The organism is Solidesulfovibrio carbinoliphilus subsp. oakridgensis, assembly GCF_000177215.2.
Lineage (GTDB): Bacteria > Desulfobacterota > Desulfovibrionia > Desulfovibrionales > Desulfovibrionaceae > Solidesulfovibrio > Solidesulfovibrio carbinoliphilus.
On sequence record NZ_CM001368.1, the window covers coordinates 2698335 to 2716598 of the forward strand.

Below are 18264 nucleotides of genomic sequence, written 5' to 3' on the forward strand. Positions count from 1 at the left end.
GGCTGAACCCAGGAGGCGCTTATGTTTGTGGAATGCATCGTGGGCCTCGCCGCCGTCATGCTCGGTTGGGCCGGGCAGGCCCAGGCCGCCGCTCCGGCCTCGGACGAGGTGTTCACTGCTGAAGGCAATCTCCGCATCACCTTCATCGGTCACGGATCGCTGCGCTTCGATTACGACGGCAAGGTCGTCTACGTCGATCCCTACGGCAAAGTGGGGGACTACGGCTCCATGCCCCCGGCCGATCTGGTGCTTTTGACCCACGAGCACCAGGACCACCTCGATCCGGAGGCCCTCGGCAAGATCACCGGTCCGGACACGCCCATTATCCTGCCCGGAGCCGCCCTGGCCACGCTTGGCCGGGGCACGGTCCTCGAAAACGGCCAGCGCACCACCGTGGCCGACATCGCCATCGAGGCCGTGCCGGCCTACAACCTCAAGCACATGCGCTCGCCGGGCGTGCCCTACCACCCCAAGGGCCGGGGCAACGGCTATGTCCTTTTATTCGGGGACAAGCGGGTCTACGTGGCCGGGGACACGGAGAACATCCCGGAGATGGAACTCCTTCGCAACATCGACATCGCCTTTGTGCCCATGAACCTGCCCTACACCATGACCCCGGAGATGGCGGCCGACGCGGCCAAAATGTTCAAGCCCAAGATCCTCTACCCCTACCACTACGGGGACACCGATCCGTCCAGACTGGTGGAGCTTTTGAAGGGCGAGCCCATCGAGGTCCGCATCCGGGAACTGCGCTAGCGTCCCGCCAGAGAAGAGAATTCCCCACCCCTTTCCCGCAAAAAAGGGCCGCCCGCGCCTGACGCGGACGGCCCTTTCGCTGAGTTTTTCATTGCCCGAAGCCCGGCCCGTTTTCAGTAACAGTGGCAACCTGGAAAAACCCCATCCAGGGGGTCCGGGGGGGATGATCCCCCCCGGTGGGTCCAGGGCAGAGCCCTGGCCGCCGGAGGCATCTCCCCTCTTCCTCTCCCCCGCTACAGTTTCCCGAGCACATCGGCCAGGGCGGCGGCGAAGCGCTTCAAGTCTTCCTGCTCGATGACAAGCGGCGGCAGGAGGCGCAGCACCTTGTCCTGGGTCAGGTTGAGGACGAAGCCCCGATTGAGGAGCTCCTTCCAGACGTCGCCGCCCGGGAAGGTCAGGCCGATGCCGAGCATGAGCCCCAGGCCGCGTACGGCCTCGATCTTGTCCGGGAACTGGCTTTTCACGTCCTCGAAAAGGGCCATGGCGAAGTCGCCCATGCGCGCCGCCCGCTCGGCCAGCCGGTCGTCGTTCATGATGGCGATGGTCCTGGTCGCGGCCGCAGCCACGAGGGCCCCGCCGCCGAAGGTCGTGGCGTGGGAGCCGGGAACGAACCCCTCGGCCACGGCGTCCGTGGCCAGCACCGCGCCCATGGGCAGGCCGTTGGCCAGGGCCTTGGAACAGGTGAAGACGTCCGGTTCCAGGCCGTAGTTCTGAAACGACCAGAACTTGCCCGTGCGGCACATGCCGGTCTGGACCTCGTCCACCATGAAGAGCACGTCGCGGTCGCGGCACAGCTTGGCCACCGCCTGGAGGTATTCTTTCGGAAAAGGCTTCACCCCGCCCTCGCCCTGGATGCACTCCAGGAGCACGGCGGCCGTCTTGTCGCCCATGGCCGCTTCCATGGCCGCGATGTCGCCGGCCGGCACGGTCACGAACCCCTCGGGCAGGGGCGCGAAGCCGAACTTGATCTTGTCCTGACCGGTGGCGGTCAGGGTGGCCAGCGTCCGGCCGTGAAACGAGCCGGAAAGCGTTATGATCTCGTAGGCGTCGCGATTTTTGACCGTGCGCATGTAACGCCGGGCCAGCTTGATGGCGCCTTCGTTGGCCTCGGCCCCGGAGTTGCAAAAAAAGACCTTGCCGGCGTGGCAGGTGGCCTTCATGGCCTCGGCCAGCTCCACCTGCTCGCGCTGGTAGAAAAGATTGCTCACATGGACCAGCTCGCGGGCCTTGGCGGCCACGGTCTCGGCGATCTCCTCGCGGCAGTGCCCGAGGTTGCAGACGGCGATGCCGGCCAGAAGGTCGATGTATTCGCGGCCGTCCAGATCGTACAGACGGCACCCCTTGGCCGAAGCCACGGCCAACGGATACCGGCCATAGGTGTTCATGACCGACGCCTGCTCCCGCGCTTTCAGCGCGTCAAACGCTTCGCTCATCATGATCCTCCTTTGGGGTGAGGGAAGGCAGGGAACCGGGGGAGGGAACCCCTTTTGCAAAAAGGGGTTCCCCTCCCCCGGATCCCCACCCTCCCCAAAAACTCTTAAAGGGTGATGTGGTTCTATGCATGGCGTCCGGGGCGGCAGGCTTCCGGCCCCCTATTGGGGAGGGTCCGGGAGGGGATCATCCCCTCCCGGCCGCCGGAGGCATTCTTCCCTCTGTGCCTACACTTTGCCGGTATGGCCGAAGCCGCCGCAGCCGCGGTCGGTCTCGCCGAGCTCGTCGACCGGGGTGATGACGGGTGTGACGACCGGCGCGAGCACGAGCTGGGCGATACGCTCGTGGCGGGTGATGGTCTTGGGCTCCTTGGACGTGTTCAGCAGCCAGACCACGATCTCGCCCCGGTAGTCCGGGTCGATGACGCCGACCCCCTGGGCCACGGTCAGGCCGTGCTTGGCCCCGAGCCCGGAGCGGGAATAGACGAATCCGGCCACGCCCGGAGCGGCGATCTCGATGGCGATGCCGGTCGGCACGGCGGCCCGCTCGCCCGGCGCGATGATCAGATCCGGCGTGTCGAGGTCGGCGCGCAGGTCGAGGCCGGCCGAGCCCGGCGTGGACACGGTGGGCGGATTCTGGCGGCTCGATTCCCGCAGGAACCTGAGGCGAAGGATGCTTGTCTGGCCGGGCATGGACGAAACCTCCGGACGATGAATTCGGGGCGTAAACCTACCTCTTCTGCTGATTTTGTAAATGAAATTTAACTTATTGGAATAACGGTATTTTTCAAGGCCGTGCCAAGGCTGTGACGTTTTGGGACCGGCCTTGCTTTTTGAGCGGCCTTATTGCTAGATGCCGGCGAGGCGGAAACGGGGCGGCGAAGCGCGCCGCAACGGACTTTGCCCGAAGACAAGGGGAACGTATGCAGCCGTTACGGGTTTATAGTGTGGTGCCGAAGTTGCCGGCCAAATTGAAGCCGCTGTGGGAACTGGCTTACAATCTGCTTTTCTCCTGGAACGACGATATCGCGTCGCTTTTCGCCCAGGTGGACCGGAAGTTGTGGCGCGAGTGCTCCGGCAACCCCGTGGGGTTCCTCAACCGGCTGCCCCAGAAAACCTTGGAGAGCCTGGCCGAGGACGAATTTTTCGTGGAACGGGTGGGCGACCTGCGCCACACGCTGGAAGTCTATCTTTCCCGCAAGACCACTTCCATCCCGTTCCCGGACCGCGACGGCCAGCCGGTGGTGGCCTACTTCAGCCTGGAGTACGGCATCAGCGCCTGCCTGCCCATCTATTCGGGGGGGCTCGGCATCCTGGCCGGCGACCACCTCAAATCGGCCAGCGACCTGTGCGTGCCCCTGGTCGGCATCGGCATCGCCTACCAACAGGGATTTTTCCGCCAATACCTGACGGCCGACGGCTGGCAGCAGGAACGCTATCCCATCTACGATTTCGAGCAGATGCCGCTGTCGCTTTGCAAGGACGAAGCCGGCGAGCGGATCATGGTCTACGTGGACCTGCGCGGCGAGCGGGTCTTTGCCCAGATCTGGAAGGCCCAGGTCGGCCGCGTGGCCCTCTACCTGCTCGACACCAACGTGCCCGAGAACCAGCCCGCCTCCCGCCAGATCACCAACCGGCTCTACGGCGGCGACCTGGAAACCCGGGTGCGCCAGGAATACCTGCTCGGCATCGGCGGCATCCGGGCCCTGGAGGCCCTGGGGCTCAAACCCAAGGTCATCCACATGAACGAAGGCCACTCGGCCTTCGCCGGCCTCGAGCGCATCGCCAACTTCATGGACAAGCACAAGCTGTCCTTCGAGGCGGCCATGGAGCTCGTGGCCTCAAGCTCGATCTTTACCACCCACACGCCGGTGCCGGCCGGCAACGACCGGTTTCCGCCGGACCTGATCCAGCTCTATTTCGAGGACTACGCCAAGCGCCTGGGCCTGGCCTTCAAGGTGCTGCTCGCCCTTGGCCGCGAGGACCCGCGAAACGATTCGGAACACTTCTGCATGCCGGTCCTGGCGCTCAAGCTCTCGCGGTTCAATAACGGCGTCTCCAAGCTCCACGGCGTGGTCTCGCGCAAGATGTGGAACCGGGTCTGGAACCAGTACCCGGTGGAGGACGTGCCCATCGGGGCCATCACCAACGGCGTCCACGTGCCGACCTGGGTGTCCCAGGACATGGCCGCCCTCTACGACCGCTATTTCGGGGCCAACTGGCGGGAAGACCCGGACACCGGCCGGGTCTTCGCCCAGACCCACCTCATCTCCGACGCCGAACTGTGGCGCACCCACGAACGCCTGCGCGAACGCCTCGTCGGCTACGTGCGCGAACGGCTGCGCGAACAGCTGCTGGCCCGGGGCGCCAAGCGCATGGAACTCCAGACCGCCGAGGAGGTCCTCGATCCCCAGGCCCTGACCATCGGCTTCGCCCGCCGTTTCGCCACCTACAAGCGGGCCAACCTGCTTTTGTCCGACCGGGAACGGCTGCTCAAAATCATGTCCGAACCGCAGCGGCCCGTGCAGTTCGTCTTTGCCGGCAAGGCCCACCCCCACGACAACGAGGGCAAGAAAATCATCCAGGAACTGGTGCAGCTGTGCAACAGCGCCCAGTGCCGGTTCAACATGGTCTTTCTCGAAGACTACGACATGGAAATCGCAAGCCTCCTGGTCCAGGGCGTGGACGTCTGGCTCAACACCCCGCGCCGGCCGCTCGAAGCCTGCGGCACCAGCGGCATGAAGGCCATGTGCAACGGCGTGCTCAACTACAGCACGCTGGACGGCTGGTGGGCCGAGGCCTGGCGGCCCGACAACACCGTGGGCTGGGCCGTGGGCATGGGCGAGGAATACGAGGACGGCGGCTACCAGGACTTCGTGGAAAGCCAGACGCTTTACAACATCCTCGAAAACGAGATCATCCCGACCTTCTACGACCGGGGCCACCACGGCAGCCTGCCGCGCAACTGGATCCGCAAGATGAAGGACTCCATCAGCCAGCTCGCGCCGCTCTACAACTCCCACCGCATGGTCGAGGACTACGCCCGCATCGCCTACGTGCCGGCCCTCGAAAACTACAACCGGCTGACCCGCGACGACTGCGCCGCGGCCAAGGACCTGGCCTCCTGGCGCATGGACATGATGACCAAATGGAGCAGCCTCGATATCCGCAACATCGTGGCCGACGACCCCGAACAGCTCCACGTCGGCGACCCCGTGCGCGTGACCGCCGAAGTCCACCTAAACGGCATCCGGCCCCAGGACGTGGAAGTCCAGATCTACGCCGGCCACCTGGACTACGAAGGCAAGTTCGCCCAGCGCGACACCGTCATCATGCGGACCATGGACACCACCGCCGACGGCTGGAACCTCTACGTCGGGGAAATCAACCCCACCGAGGCCGGCCGCTTCGGCTTCACCGTCCGCATCCTGCCCCACCACCCCCTGCTCCTCGACTCCCACAGCCTGGGACTTATCCGCTGGGCCGCCGCGCCGGCATAGGCGAGAGAGAAGAGAGAAGAAGCCTCCGGCGGCCGGGGGGGATCATCCCCCCCGGACCCCCCGAAAGGGGCAAGACGACAAAGGGCGGTCCCGTCGAGGGACCGCCCTTTGTCGTCTTGCAGGTCGGGTGGGTCCGGGAGGGGGTGACCCCCTCCCGGCCGCCGGAGGCATCTTAACGTAACGCTCTAGAACTTCACGCGCTTCGCCGCGTCCAGGGTCCGGGCGAAGTCGTCGTCGGTGTGGGCGAAGGAAGTGAAGGCGCATTCGTAGGCCGAGGGGGCCAGGAGGACGCCGGCGTCGCGCATCTGGTTGTAAAATGCGGCATAGAGGGCGGCGTCGCCTTTTTTGGCCTCGTCGAAGTTGGTGACCGGGCCGTCGCAGAAAAAGAGCGTGAAGAGCGAGGCGGCGCGGGCGAGGTGCACGGGCACGCCCTTGGCCCGCAGGATGGCGGCCAGTTCCTCGGACAGGGCCGTGGTCCGGGCTTCGAGGCCGGCGTAGTCGGCTTTCTTGAGCTGGGTCAGGGTGGCCAGGCCGGCGGCCATGGCCAACGGATTCCCGGACAGGGTGCCGGCCTGGTAGACGTCGCCGCAGGGGGCAATGCGCTCCATGATGCGGCGCTTGCCGCCGTAGGCGCCGACGGGCAGGCCGCCGCCGATGATCTTGCCGAGACAGGTCAGGTCGGGATCGATGCCGTAGACGGCCTGGGCCCCGCCGTAAGCCAGGCGAAAGCCGGTGATGACCTCGTCGAAAATGAGCAACGCGTCGTATCGGGCCGTCAGTTCGCGCAGGCCTTCGAGGAAGCCGGGGGCCGGGGGCACGAGTCCCATGTTGCCGGCCACGGGCTCGACAATGACGCAGGCGATGTCCGGCCGGGTCTCGAAGAGGGTCCGGACGGCTTCGAGGTCGTTGTAGGGGGCAAGGAGCGTGTGGCGCACGGTGTCGGCCGGCACGCCCGGGGTGCCGGGGATGCAGAAGGTGGCCAGTCCCGAGCCGGCGGCGGCCAGGAAGGCGTCGGAATGGCCGTGGTAGCAGCCCTCGAACTTCACGATCATGGACTTGCCGGTGTAGCCCCGGGCGAGCCGCACGGCGCTCATGGTGGCCTCGGTGCCGGAATTGACCATGCGGACCATCTCGATGCCGGGCACGGCGTCGACCACGGCCTCGGCCAGGGCCACTTCGCCCGGGCTCGGGGCGCCGAAGCTGGCGCCCCAGTCCACGGCGGCGTGGATGGCGGCCGTGACCGACGGATGGCCGTGGCCGAGCAGCATGGGACCCCAGGACATGACGTAGTCGATCATCTCCCGGCCTTCGACCGTGGTCATCTTGGAACCGGCGGCCGAGGCGATGAAAAGCGGATCGCAGCCGACGCTGCGGCAGGCCCGAACGGGGCTGTTGACGCCGCCGGGAATGAGCTTCTGGGCCTTTTCGAAAAGGGACGCGGACGCGGTCATGCTTGGGTCTCCTGGATTTCCTGTCAGGCGCTGGCGGCAAAGGTCAGGACATAGCCGTTTATGTCCTCGAAACTGCATTCGCGAGCGCCGTAGAACGTGAGGTGTGGGGCTTTTATGAACGGCACTCTTTCGCTGACGCGGGCATAGAGGTCATCGAGGTCGTCGCAGTCCAGGGCAAGGACGACGGTGCCGCCGATGCGGGCCTCGGCCAGCCGGGGTAGTTCGGCGGCCAGCGACGCCCGGGACTGGAACATAAGCCGGGCCTGGCCGCTTGCGACCAGGGCGAAGGCCAGACGGCCGGCGGCGGGCCAGGCCGTGACCTCGTCGCGCAGGCCCTGGACCACGCCGCGCACAAACGTAAAGCCGAGGGCTTCCACGTAAAAGGCCACGCTGCGATTGACGTCCTCGACCATGAGTTTGGGGGTGGCGTGCGTGACGGACATAAGCACTCCTTCCCGGCAGGCAGACGGACGGCTGCCGGGCCGCAACACCCATCGTAGCCGGGAGCCGCCCCTGGCGCAAGTCCGGCTCGGCCACGGGCCCGGCGCGGCCCGCACGGCCCCCGCCGTGCGGGGCTGGCCCTCCCCCCATCCCCCGGACGGACACGTGGCCCCGGCCCTTCGCGGGCCGCACCCGGACCGGGCGCGGGCCTCCTCGGACCGGCCCGAGCCGGCCGGGAGTCGGAAAAGCATGTGCTTTTTTGCACGATTTCCAGGCAACATGCTTGAATTAAATACTATTTATTTTTAGCCCTCCCCCGGAATGCGGGCTTTTACGACTTGACATCCGTCTCTCCCTCCTCTAGGAAGCGAAACTGGGGCACACGCCGAGAATGACTCCGTATCATCCTCGCGGCTCGAATTCATCTCCGAGAGTATTCTGCGTAGCGTCAATCACCTTCCGATCCATGGTCGCCGCTCCCTGGGTCCCCGCACCAACAGCTTTGATTTCCGTCGCATTTGCGCGGGGTCATTGCATTATCACTGCATGGAGGTCCGTGCATTATGAAAGTCATAACAGTCTTGTTTGCGGTACTGCTTTTCGCAGCCGCGTCCACATCTTCCGCAAACACCAGTATTTCCACAAAAAATATACCCTCCAAAAAAAGCATCTCCGCCACGATCACGGCCTACACGCCGGACCCGAGGGAGAACGGCGGCCCGGGCACCAAATCCGGCACCGCCATCGGCACGCCCATCCGGTCGGGCATCGTGGCGGTCTCCCGCGACCTGCTCCGGTCGGGCTGGGACTACGGCAACAAGGTCCATATCAAGGGGCTTGGGGTCTTCATTATCGAGGACACGATGCACCAGCGGTACCGGCGCACCATCGACGTGGCCGTGCCGGACATGGCCTCGGCCCAGAAGATCGGCAAGATGACCGATATCGAGGTGACGCTTCTGGAAGACGGCCACGGGGCGGACGGCTAGTATTGCTTCCCTTAAAAAAATCAATGGGTTTACCTGGTTACCCATGGACAGGAAGGGACTTGCTTCAGGGACGCGACACGCGCGTCGCGATGCCGGCGTTGCGGGCCGAAGGGAGGATTCGCCTAGACCTTTTTGACCACCACCAGGGTGACGTCGTCCTTCTGGCGGCCGCCGGCCCGGAACGCGGCCAGGTCGCGCAGCACCGTGGCCACGATGGCCGCCGCCGACTCGCGGGCCGCGCGCCGGATGCTCTCCCGGAACCGCTCCTTGCCGTACATCTCCCCGCCGGGGTTGCGCGTCTCCCAGATGCCGTCCGTGCCAAGGACCAGGACCAGTCCCGGCCGGGCAAAGGGCCTGACGTTTTCCTCGTAGCGGTAGTCCGGCTGGATGCCGAGCGGCAGGCCGCGCCCGGTCCAGGCCGTGAAGGCGTCGGCTTCGGGATCGTAGAGCAGGGCCGGATCGTGGCCGGCCCGCACGTAGCGGGCCTGCCCGGCCAGGGGCCGGATCTCCATGGCCACGAGCGTCATGAACCGGCCCGAATCCCCGACATCGCGGGCCAGCAGCCGGTTGGCCCGGCTGACGCGCTCGGCCGGGGTTTCGCTGTCCTCGGTGGCCAGCAGCAGGGCCCGGCCCGTGGCCATGAGGAGCGCCGAGGGCAGGCCGTGGCCGGTCACGTCCCCGACCACGGTGTCGAGGCAGACCTCCCCGTCCCGGACCACGGCCCGGTAGTCGAAGTAGTCGCCCCCGGTCTCGTCGCAGGAAAGCCCCACCCCGGCCACGTCCAGGCCCGGAATCTCCGGCGGCGCGGCCGGCAGCAGGTTGCGCTGCACCTCCTGGGCCACTTCCATGGACCGTTGCAGCCGCAGGTGGTCGGCCAGGACCGGCACGGTTTCGTTGAAGGCGTCGATGAGCGTCTGGCGTTCGTCGCCCACCCGCATCGTCAGGCGCACGGAGAAATCGCCCCCGCCGAGCCGCTTCCAGGCTTCGACCATGTGCAGCAGCGGACGGACAAAGGCCCGGGTGCTCAGAAAGGCGGCCACGGTCACGGCCACCAGGACCGCGGCCACGGCCAGCCCGGTCAGGCGCACGATGCCCCCCGTCGCGGACAGGATCTCCTGCCCGGCCTGCTCGGCCAGGGGGGCCAGCATGGATTTGGGCACGATGCACAGAAACGAGGCCCCGCCCATGAGGCTCGAATAGGCCCAGAAGGCCTCCTGGCCGCCAAAGGGCAGCTCGGCCACGCCGGCCTTTTCGCGCTGCATGGTGGCGATCAGGGCGGCCAGCCCGGCCGCGTCGGCGGAGGTCAGGCGTTCGAAATTGACGGTGCTTTTCCAGTCCGGCGCCTGGCCCTCGGGCGTGCGCTCGGCCCAGACCGTGAGTTCCGGCCGGCCGGCCTGGTCGGCCGCGGGCGGGGCCACCACAAAGGTGCGCATGGCCTCGGACCACTGGGAGGCGATTTCCTGCTGCTGGAGAAACCGGGCCAGCGGCACGTCCAGGCTGGCCACGCCGGCAAACCGGCCGTCCGGGCCGGCAAAGGCCTTGGACAAGGTGAGCGTCACTTGGCCCGTGGCCGCGTCCACGGCCGGATGGTTCCAGACGACCCCGCCGCCGACCGGCGCCTGGGGGACGAAGGCCGCCCGGGCCGCCTGATACCAGGGCCGGTCCCTCGGGTCGTAGTCGGCCGGGTAGCCGACGTGGCCGGGGAAGGAGACGTGGCTGCCGTCGGCCAGGGTGACGCCGGCGAAAAGGAGCAGGTCGCCGAGCTCGCTGCGAAGCAGGGCGAAGGCCGGCCCCAGGGCGGCCAGCCGGGCGTCCGCGCTGCCGGTCGCCCGGGCCCCGGGCGGCCGGTAGACCACCGGGTTGTCGCGGCTGACCGGCAGGGGCTCGGCCCCGCCGTCGGCCCGGCGCCGGGTGTAGTCTTGGGCGACCTCCATATCCGGCGGCGCTTTCCGGTCCCGGTCCCCGTCGGAAGCCCGATAGACCGCCGTATTGGCGGGCGCGGGCCCGGCCAGGGCCCGGGCGGCCTCGGTGGCGAGTACGGTCAGGCTGAAATCCATGGCGCTTTTCGACCGGCGCAGGATCAGCGCGTAGTCCTCGGCCGTCTGGCGCAGTTCGTTTTTGACGATGTCCGTCATCATCGCCCGGCCCTCGCCGGCGATGGTCCGGCCGAGCCTGACGACGTGGCCCCGGGTGAAGGACGTGACCACGACCAGGGGCACCAGGCTGAATCCCAGCAGAATAAGGAAGAATTTCCAACGAAGCCGCATGCGCTCCTCCACCTGCACCCTACGAGACAGGCAGGGACGGCGCAACGCAAAATCCGGCGGCCCGGGGAGGCCTTCTTGACTTGGCCCGGCGATTCGGCAAGGATTCGCCGACACGTGGCGCTCTCGCCGCAGTCGCCCTTTTCCGGAGAAACGCCATGCTCGTTGCCGACCTCATGACCAGCCAGTTGCGGTGCCTGCGCGAAACCGACAGTCTGGCCGACGCCGTGGCCGCCATGCAGGAACTTTTCATCCGCCATATCCCGGTGGTGGACGAGGCCGGACGGCTGGCCGGGCTGGTCACCCAGCGGGATCTGCTGTCCCTGGAACACAAAAAGGATCCCACCACCCCGCTTCGGGACATCATGCGGTCGGACGTGGCCACCGTCAGCCCGGACACGCCGCTGCGGGCCGCGGCCGAAACCATGATCTACAACAAATACGGCTGCCTGCCCGTGGTCGAGGCCGGCGGGCTCGTGGGCATCATCACGGAAACCGATTTTCTCAAGCTGGCCATCTTTCCCATCGCCCCCAAACGCGGGGACTAGCCCCGGCCCGGCCGGCGGATCGCAGGGCCCCGGACGTTTGCCCGGGCCGGCCGGGCCGCCGCCGGGCGGACGGCCACCGGGGCCACAAGGCCCTCGGGGCCCCGAAGGAGTGACGCCATGACGCTGTTTCGCCTCCTGCCCCTGACCCTGGCGATGGCGCTTTGCCTGTCGGCCCTGCCGGCCGGCCGGGCGGCCGCCGCCTCCGACCTCACCCGCTACAAGGACCTGCGCAACGACTACGTCAAGGTGACGGACATCAAGGAACGGGACCGGACCGAGGAACAGTACGTGGAGTCCGGCGGCAAGGTGACCCTGCAAAAGATCCCTTACAAGGAAGTGATGGTCACGGCCGAACTGATCCAGAAGCCGCCCACCTCCATGGACACCATGTTCAGCGGCGCCGAACCCCTCTTCAAGGTCTGCATGTCCCGTTTCGATGCCGCGGACAAGCCCCTGGAGGACGACTGCCAGTCCCTGCGCTTCCAGAGCATGGTCAAAGGCAACGTGGGCACCGCCTCCTTCCGGCTCCCCCAGGACACGGCCCGCTACGAATTCCGGGTGGCCCAGAAGCAGGGCGACAAGGGCTCGACCATCAAGCTCTGGACGCCGGTCAACTAGCCCCGCCCCGGTTCCATCCCCTTCTTTATAGTTGCGCGGCGAAAGTGCCTTGCGCTATCCTTGATTTTCCTGGGAATGCGTGGGCATCGGGCCTGGCCCATGCCGCTTCCCCGGCCATTTCGACACCGTGGCAGGGGGTTCCGATGACGTCTCCCCGCATCCTGATCGTTGGCGAGGACAAAACGTCCGCCGCCGCCCTGGCCGGACTGCTTGGCGCCCACGGCTACCGGACCACGGGGCCGGCCGGATCCTGCCGCGAGGCCCTGGAAGCCGCCGAATCGGACCGCCCGGACCTGGCCGTCATGGATCTGGTCCTCGAAGGGGCCTGCGACGGCCTGGACGCGGCCGCGCTCCTGCGCGACGGGCTCGACATCCCGGTCATCCTCCTTGGCGTCAACGGCGATGCCCGCGTCCGGGAACGGGCCAGGCAGGCCGGGGCCTGTTCGCTCCTGCCCAGATGCCCGGACATCCAGGCCCTTCTCGTGGCCATCGAAACCGCGCTCGCCCGCAAGCGGGCCGAGGCCGCCCTGCGCCAGGGCGAGATCCGGGGCCGGGCCCTGTTCGCGGCCGCGCCCGCGGCCCTGGTCCTTTTGGACGCCGCCGGGCGCATCCGGGACGCCAACCCGGCGGCCGAGCGGCTCTTCGGGTCCCCGCCGGACGGCCTGGCCGGGCTGCCCCTCAGCCGGCTCCTGGCCCCGGGCGACGCCGCGGCCGGAGAAGCCCTTCTCGCCGCCGGCCTTGGCGGCGCATCCGGCCACGCCCGGGCCCGGGGCCGGCGGCCGGACAACGGGGGGCGCGGCGGGGAATTCCCCCTGGCCCTGTCCATGGCCCCGCTGCGCCTTTCCGGCGCGGCCCACGCCCTGCTCGAAGCCCGCCCGGCCAGCCTTGCCGGCTGCCGGCCCGACCACCCCGAAACCGACCTGTCCCTCTCGGCCGAGGGCTTTTTCGTCATCGACGCCGACGGCCGGCTCCGGCTGGTCAACGCCGCCTGCACCCGGGTCTTTGGCCTGTGTTCCGTGCCCGAGCCCGGCCTGCCGCTGGAGGCGGCCCTCCCGTCGGAACTGGCCACGTCGCTGGCCCGCGACGCCTCCCGGGTCATCGCCTGGAACGAGCCGGTCAAAAAAGAGATGACGACCACGATCTGCGGTACGGACAAGACCCTGCTCCTCTCCCTTTTCCCCATGGGGATCGACGAGGCCTCGCGCCTGGCCGGGGGGCTGGTCAGCGACATCACGGACCGGAAGCATCTCGAAAACCAGTTGGCCCACATGGCCTTTCACGATCCCCTGACCGGCCTCCCCAACCGCAGCCTGTGCCTGGACCGCATAAGGCAGGCCATCGAGCGGAGCAAACGGCGCGAGAACTACCAGTATGCCGTCATCTTCCTCGACCTCGACCGGTTCAAGGTCATAAACGACAGCCTGGGCCACCACATGGGCGACCGGCTCCTGGAGGGGGTGTCGCGGCGGCTTCGGGACTGCGTGCGGGGCCTGGACACCGTGGCCCGGCTCGGCGGCGACGAGTTTGTGGTCCTTTTGGAAGAGACCGGATCCAACCGGGAGATCATCAGGATCGTCAAGCGGATACGCACGGCCATAAGCGACATCTTCGTCCTTTGCGACCACGACATCCACGTCACCTGCTCCATGGGCATCGTCATAAGCCCGGCCCTGTACGACAAGCCCGAGGAGCTCCTGCGAAACGCCAACATCGCGCTCCACCGGGCCAAGGGCGAGGGGCGAAACCGGTTCAAGGTCTTCAACACCAGGATGCTCGAGGACGCCATCCGGCTCATGGACCTGGAAAACGACCTGCGCCTGGCCCTTAAGCGCGGGGAGTTCTTCCTCGACTACCAGCCCATCCTGGCTCTGCGCGACCGGCGGCTGACCGGGTTCGAGGCGCTGGTTCGCTGGCGGCGTCCGGGCAAGGGCGTGGCCTCGCCCATGGAGTTCATTCCCGTGGCCGAGGACACCGGCCTCATCGTGCCGCTCGGGCTTTGGGTCCTTGGCGAGGCCTGCCAAACCATGGCCGCCTGGCAAAAGCGTTTCCCCGGGGCCGAGCACCTGTCCATGAGTGTCAACCTCTCGGCCAAGCAGCTGGCCCAGCCGACCATGGTCGAGGAGGTGGAGCGGATCCTGCGCGCGACCGGCCTCGACCCGCGCACGCTCAAGCTCGAAATCACCGAATCGGTCATCATGGACAACCCGGAAGTGTCGATCCTGCGCTTAAAGCGCTTGAAGGAACTCGGCGTGCGCCTGTCGGTCGACGACTTCGGCACCGGCTATTCCTCGCTCTCCTACCTGCAGCGCTTCCCCATCGACACCCTCAAGGTGGACCGGGCCTTTGTCAGCGACATCGAAGCTTCCGAGAACCGCAAGATCGTCGGCGCCGTGGTGGCCCTCGCCCACAGCCTCGGCCTCGACGTGGTGGCCGAAGGCGTGGAACTGGAAACCCAGTCCGACGTCCTCGAAGGATTTAACTGCGAGGCCGGGCAAGGGTTTCTCTTCTCCAGGCCGGTCTGCGGGGAAGATGTGGAGCGGATGCTGGGAACGACGCGCGAAGGGAAAACGGGGGAAACGGAAGGTTGACATTCCGGCCATTTGATATATATCTTTGATATATACTGGAGGACGCCATGCAGGAAGCCAAGCTTTTCATCAACGGACGGAGCCAGGCTGTGCGACTCCCCAAGGAATTCCGGTTCGAGGGCGAAACCGTGTGCATCAAGCGGGTGGGCAAGGCTGTGGTGCTTTTGCCCAAGCTCCGGCCGTTTGACGGCCTCTTTGAGGCGCTTTCGCGCTTCAGCCCGGATTTCATGGAAGAACGGAACCAGCCCCCGGTGCAGGAACGGGAAGCTTCCTTTTCATGACCTACCTGCTTGATACCAATATCTGCATCTACTGCATGCGACACAATCCACCGGCCGTGCGGCAACGGTTCGAGAACCTGTCCGCCGGCGACGTGGCCATTTCGTCCATAACCGTGGCGGAACTCGAATACGGCGTCGCCAAGTCCAGGTCACGGGAACAAAACGCCGAGGCCCTGGAAGCTTTTCTCCTGCCCCTCGATATCCTCCCTTTCGATGCAGCGGCCGCCGCGGCCTATGGCCTGATCCGGGCCGGTCTGGAAAGACGCGGCGAGGTCATCGGCTCCATGGACATGCTGATCGCCGCCCAGGCGCTTGCGGCCGGCTTGGTGGTTGTCACCAATAATCTGCGCGAGTTCCCCCGCGTTCCGGGACTTGCCTGTGAGAATTGGGTGCAATAGCCACGGCGTTCGTTAAAAAAGGGCGGCCCCTTCCGGGACCGCCCTCTATCGCACCGATATTTTTCGCCCCGTCGAGGGGGACCGGGGGAAATCATTTCCCCGGCGGGGTTCGGGGCGGAGCCCCGATTCCTCTTCTTCTCCCTACTCGTCGGCCATCAGCTTCCTGATCCTGTCTTTCAATTCCCGCAGCCTGGCCAGCCGTTCGGCCAGGGAATCCTGCTTCTCGCGTTCCTTGGCCACCACGTCGGCCGGGGCCCGGGACACGAAGTCGTCGTTGCCGAGCTTTTTCTCGACAATGGTCAGCTCCTTGACCGTTTTGACCTCTTCCTTGGACAGGCGCAGGATCTCCACGTCGAAATCGACCGCCCCGGACAGGGGCACGTACAGGGCGCAGGTGCCGGCCGCGGCCGAGGCCGAGGCCTTGGGCGCGACCACGTCCAGGCCGGCCGTAAACGTCTCGAGCTTGGCCATGAAGCCGATCATGGCCGCGTTGGCCGCAAGCGAGGCCGCCTCGGCCGCGTTTTCCGTATGGACCAGGGCGGTCAGCTTGACGCCCGGATTGATGTTGAGTTCGGCCCGGATGTTGCGCACTCCGACCACCACGGATTTCAGAAGCTCCATGTCGGCTTCGGCCGCGTCGGAGACAAGCTCCGGGTGGGCGGCGGGGTAGGGCACCTTGGCCAGGTTGGGCTCGGCGACACCCGGCAGCTTGCTCCAGATCTCCTGGGTCACGAAGGGCATGAAGGGGTGCATGAGGGTCAGGACGTCGGACAGGACCGTCAGGAGCACCCGCTTGGCCGCGCCTTTTTTGGCCTCGTCCTCGCCGCCGAGATCCACCTTGGCCATCTCCAGGTACCAGTCGCAGAACTCGCGCCAGAAAAAGCCGTAGAGCTCCTGGGCCGCCTCGTTGAACTGGTACGACTCGATGGCCGCGCCAACCGTCTGTTTCAGCCGTTCCAGGCGCGAAAGGATCATGGCGTGGCCGAGGCCGGCCTTGGCCGCCTCGGCCAGCTCCATCTCCGGGGCTCCGCCGGAGACATGCATGAGCGCGAACCGGGCCGCGTTCCACAGCTTGTTGACGAAATGCCGGTAGCCTTCGATCCGGTCCTCGGACAGCTTGATGTCCCGGCCCATGGCCGCGAAGGCGGCCAGGGTGAAGCGCAGGGCGTCGGTGCCGTAACGCTCCATCATGATCAGCGGATCGATGACGTTGCCAAGCGACTTGCTCATCTTCTTGCCCTCGGCGTCGCGGACCAGGGCGTGGATGTAGACCTGCTTGAACGGCACTTCGTGGCGGAAGTGCAGGCCCATCATCATCATGCGGGCCACCCAGAAAAAGAGGATGTCAAAGGCCGTGACCAGGACCGAGGTCGGATAGAAGGCCTTCAGTTCCTTGGTCTCGTCCGGCCAGCCCAAGGTCGAAAACGGCCACAGGGCCGAGGAGAACCAGGTGTCCAGCACATCCGGGTCGCGGGTGAGGGCGGAGCCGCCGCAGGCCGGGCAGGTGGTCGGGTCCTCGCGGGAGACGATCAGCTCCCCGCAGGCGTCGCAGGTCCAGGCCGGGATGCGGTGGCCCCACCAGATCTGGCGCGAGACGCACCAGTCGCGGATGTTGTCCAGCCAGTCGTAATAGGTCTTGGTCCACTGGTCGGGCAGGATGGTGGTCCGGCCGTCTTCCACGGCCTGGCGCGCCACCTTGGCCAGGGGACCGGTTTTGACGAACCACTGCTTGGACACATAGGGCTCGATGACCGTGCGGCAGCGGTAGCACTCGCCGACGTTGTGCTCGTAGTCGCGGATGTCGTCCAAAAGCATCAGGTCTTTGAGCTCCTCGACCACGGCCTTGCGGGCGGCCAGCCGGTCGAGGCCCCGGTACTTCTCGGGCGCGTTCTCGTTGATGCGGCCGGCCTCGTCCTGGACGCTTATGACCTCCAGGCCGTGTTTGCGGCCGAGCTCGAAGTCGTTCATGTCGTGGGCCGGGGTGACCTTCAGGCACCCGGTGCCGAATTCCCGCTCCACGTAGGCGTCGGCGATAATCGGAATGCGCCGGCCGACGAGCGGCAGGATGACGTGCTTGCCGACGAATTCCTTGTAGCGTTCGTCGTCCGGGTGGACGGCCACGGCCGTGTCGCCGAGCATGGTTTCCGGGCGGGTGGTGGCCACCGTCACGAACTGGTCCGTGCCCTCGACCGGGTAGCGGATGTGGTAGAGCTTGCCGATGTGCGGGGCGTATTCCACTTCGAGATCGGCCAGGGCGGTGTGGCAGCGCGGGCACCAGTTGATGATGTAGTCGCCCCGGTAAATAAGGCCCTCGTCGTAGAGGCGCACGAAGACTTCGCGCACGGCCTTGGACAAGCCCTCGTCAAAGGTGAAGCGTTCCCGGGTCCAGTCCACCGACGCGCCCAGGCACCTGATCTGGTTGAGAATTTTTCCGCCGTATTCCTCGCGCCATTTCCAGACGCGCTCGACGAAGGCCTCGCGGCCGAGTTCCTCGCGGGAGACGCCCTCGGCGGCCAGGGACCGTTCCACCACGTTTTGCGTGGCGATGCCGGCGTGGTCCGTGCCCGGCACCCACAGGACGTTTCTCCCCCGCTGGCGGTGGTAGCGGCACAGGATATCCTGGATGGTGACGTTCAAGGCATGGCCCATATGCAGGGCGCCGGTGACGTTCGGCGGCGGGATGACGATGCTGTAGGGTTCCCCGGGTCCGTCGGGATCCGGGGTGAAAGTCTTCTCTTCCTGCCAGTACGCGATCCACCGGGCCTCGACGTCGGCCGGCTCATACCCCTTGGAAAGGGCCTCGCTGGTCATGGTGCGCTCCTTGAAATGATGCGGCCAATGCGCCGCCCAAGCGGCCCTGGATACAAAAGTTCGCCGCTGTTGTCACTGTCCAGGCTCGAAGGAGGAAGATGCCTCCGGCGGCCAGGACGGTATGTCATTGAAATGCCTCCGGCGGCCAGGAGAGGCGCCGCCTCTCCTGGACCTCTCCGCCGGGGGGGA

At 66.6% G+C, this 18264-nt stretch carries 14 protein-coding genes; 8 read left to right on the forward strand and 6 right to left on the reverse strand.

Annotated elements, in window-relative coordinates:
* Positions 1-21 precede the first annotated feature (21 nt).
* Positions 22-756, forward strand: a complete 735-nt coding sequence (locus DFW101_RS11750) for an MBL fold metallo-hydrolase (protein WP_009181741.1) — start codon at positions 22-24, stop codon at positions 754-756.
* 233 nt (positions 757-989) lie between these two features.
* Here DFW101_RS11750 and DFW101_RS11755 read toward each other — a convergent pair whose 3' ends face one another.
* Complete coding sequence (locus DFW101_RS11755) at positions 990-2189, reverse strand: aspartate aminotransferase family protein (RefSeq protein ID WP_009181742.1); 1200 nt, start codon at positions 2187-2189, stop codon at positions 990-992.
* A 225-nt stretch (positions 2190-2414) separates the two neighbouring features.
* Positions 2415-2879, reverse strand: coding sequence for a dUTP diphosphatase (gene dut / locus DFW101_RS11760; protein WP_009181743.1), 465 nt, complete (start codon positions 2877-2879; stop codon positions 2415-2417).
* 230 nt (positions 2880-3109) lie between these two features.
* Here dut and glgP point away from each other — a divergent pair, with 230 nt between their 5' ends.
* Positions 3110-5686, forward strand: a complete 2577-nt coding sequence (gene glgP / locus DFW101_RS11765) for an alpha-glucan family phosphorylase (RefSeq protein ID WP_009181744.1) — start codon at positions 3110-3112, stop codon at positions 5684-5686.
* 185 nt (positions 5687-5871) lie between these two features.
* Here the strand turns inward: glgP and hemL are convergent, their stop codons facing one another.
* A complete protein-coding gene (gene hemL, locus DFW101_RS11770; protein ID WP_009181745.1) occupies positions 5872-7137 on the reverse strand; it encodes a glutamate-1-semialdehyde 2,1-aminomutase in 1266 nt (421 codons plus the stop codon).
* Positions 7138-7160: 23 nt separating this feature from the next.
* Positions 7161-7580 carry a VOC family protein gene (locus tag DFW101_RS11775; protein ID WP_009181746.1) on the reverse strand — a complete coding sequence of 140 codons (420 nt, stop codon included), beginning with the start codon at positions 7578-7580 and terminating at the stop codon, positions 7161-7163.
* A gap of 561 nt (positions 7581-8141) precedes the next feature.
* Between DFW101_RS11775 and DFW101_RS11780 the strand changes: the two genes are divergently transcribed.
* The gene (locus DFW101_RS11780) at positions 8142-8567 is read left to right on the forward strand and encodes a 3D domain-containing protein (RefSeq protein ID WP_009181747.1); all 426 of its coding nucleotides are present in this window, start codon (positions 8142-8144) and stop codon (positions 8565-8567) included.
* A gap of 122 nt (positions 8568-8689) precedes the next feature.
* Here DFW101_RS11780 and DFW101_RS11785 read toward each other — a convergent pair whose 3' ends face one another.
* On the reverse strand, positions 8690-10834 hold the full coding sequence (locus DFW101_RS11785) for a SpoIIE family protein phosphatase (protein WP_009181748.1): 2145 nt from the start codon (positions 10832-10834) through the stop codon (positions 8690-8692).
* Between the two features lie 155 nt (positions 10835-10989).
* Here DFW101_RS11785 and DFW101_RS11790 point away from each other — a divergent pair, with 155 nt between their 5' ends.
* From DFW101_RS11790 to vapC, 5 genes are all read left to right on the forward strand, one after another.
* Positions 10990-11379 carry a CBS domain-containing protein gene (locus tag DFW101_RS11790; protein ID WP_009181749.1) on the forward strand — a complete coding sequence of 130 codons (390 nt, stop codon included), beginning with the start codon at positions 10990-10992 and terminating at the stop codon, positions 11377-11379.
* A 117-nt stretch (positions 11380-11496) separates the two neighbouring features.
* On the forward strand, positions 11497-11997 hold the full coding sequence (locus DFW101_RS11795) for a hypothetical protein (RefSeq protein WP_009181750.1): 501 nt from the start codon (positions 11497-11499) through the stop codon (positions 11995-11997).
* Between the two features lie 143 nt (positions 11998-12140).
* Positions 12141-14585: a GGDEF/EAL domain-containing response regulator gene (locus DFW101_RS11800; RefSeq protein WP_009181751.1), complete on the forward strand. Its 2445-nt coding sequence runs from the start codon at positions 12141-12143 to the stop codon at positions 14583-14585.
* Positions 14586-14632: 47 nt separating this feature from the next.
* Positions 14633-14866: a type II toxin-antitoxin system antitoxin VapB gene (gene vapB / locus DFW101_RS11805; RefSeq protein WP_009181752.1), complete on the forward strand. Its 234-nt coding sequence runs from the start codon at positions 14633-14635 to the stop codon at positions 14864-14866.
* Positions 14863-15264, forward strand: a complete 402-nt coding sequence (gene vapC / locus DFW101_RS11810; RefSeq protein WP_009181753.1) for a type II toxin-antitoxin system tRNA(fMet)-specific endonuclease VapC — start codon at positions 14863-14865, stop codon at positions 15262-15264. The genes vapB and vapC overlap by 4 nt, the downstream gene beginning before the upstream one ends.
* A 141-nt stretch (positions 15265-15405) precedes the next feature.
* Here the strand turns inward: vapC and DFW101_RS11815 are convergent, their stop codons facing one another.
* Entirely contained in the window at positions 15406-18075 is a 2670-nt protein-coding gene (locus DFW101_RS11815; RefSeq protein ID WP_009181754.1) for a valine--tRNA ligase, read from the reverse strand.
* Positions 18076-18264: the final 189 nt, after the last annotated feature.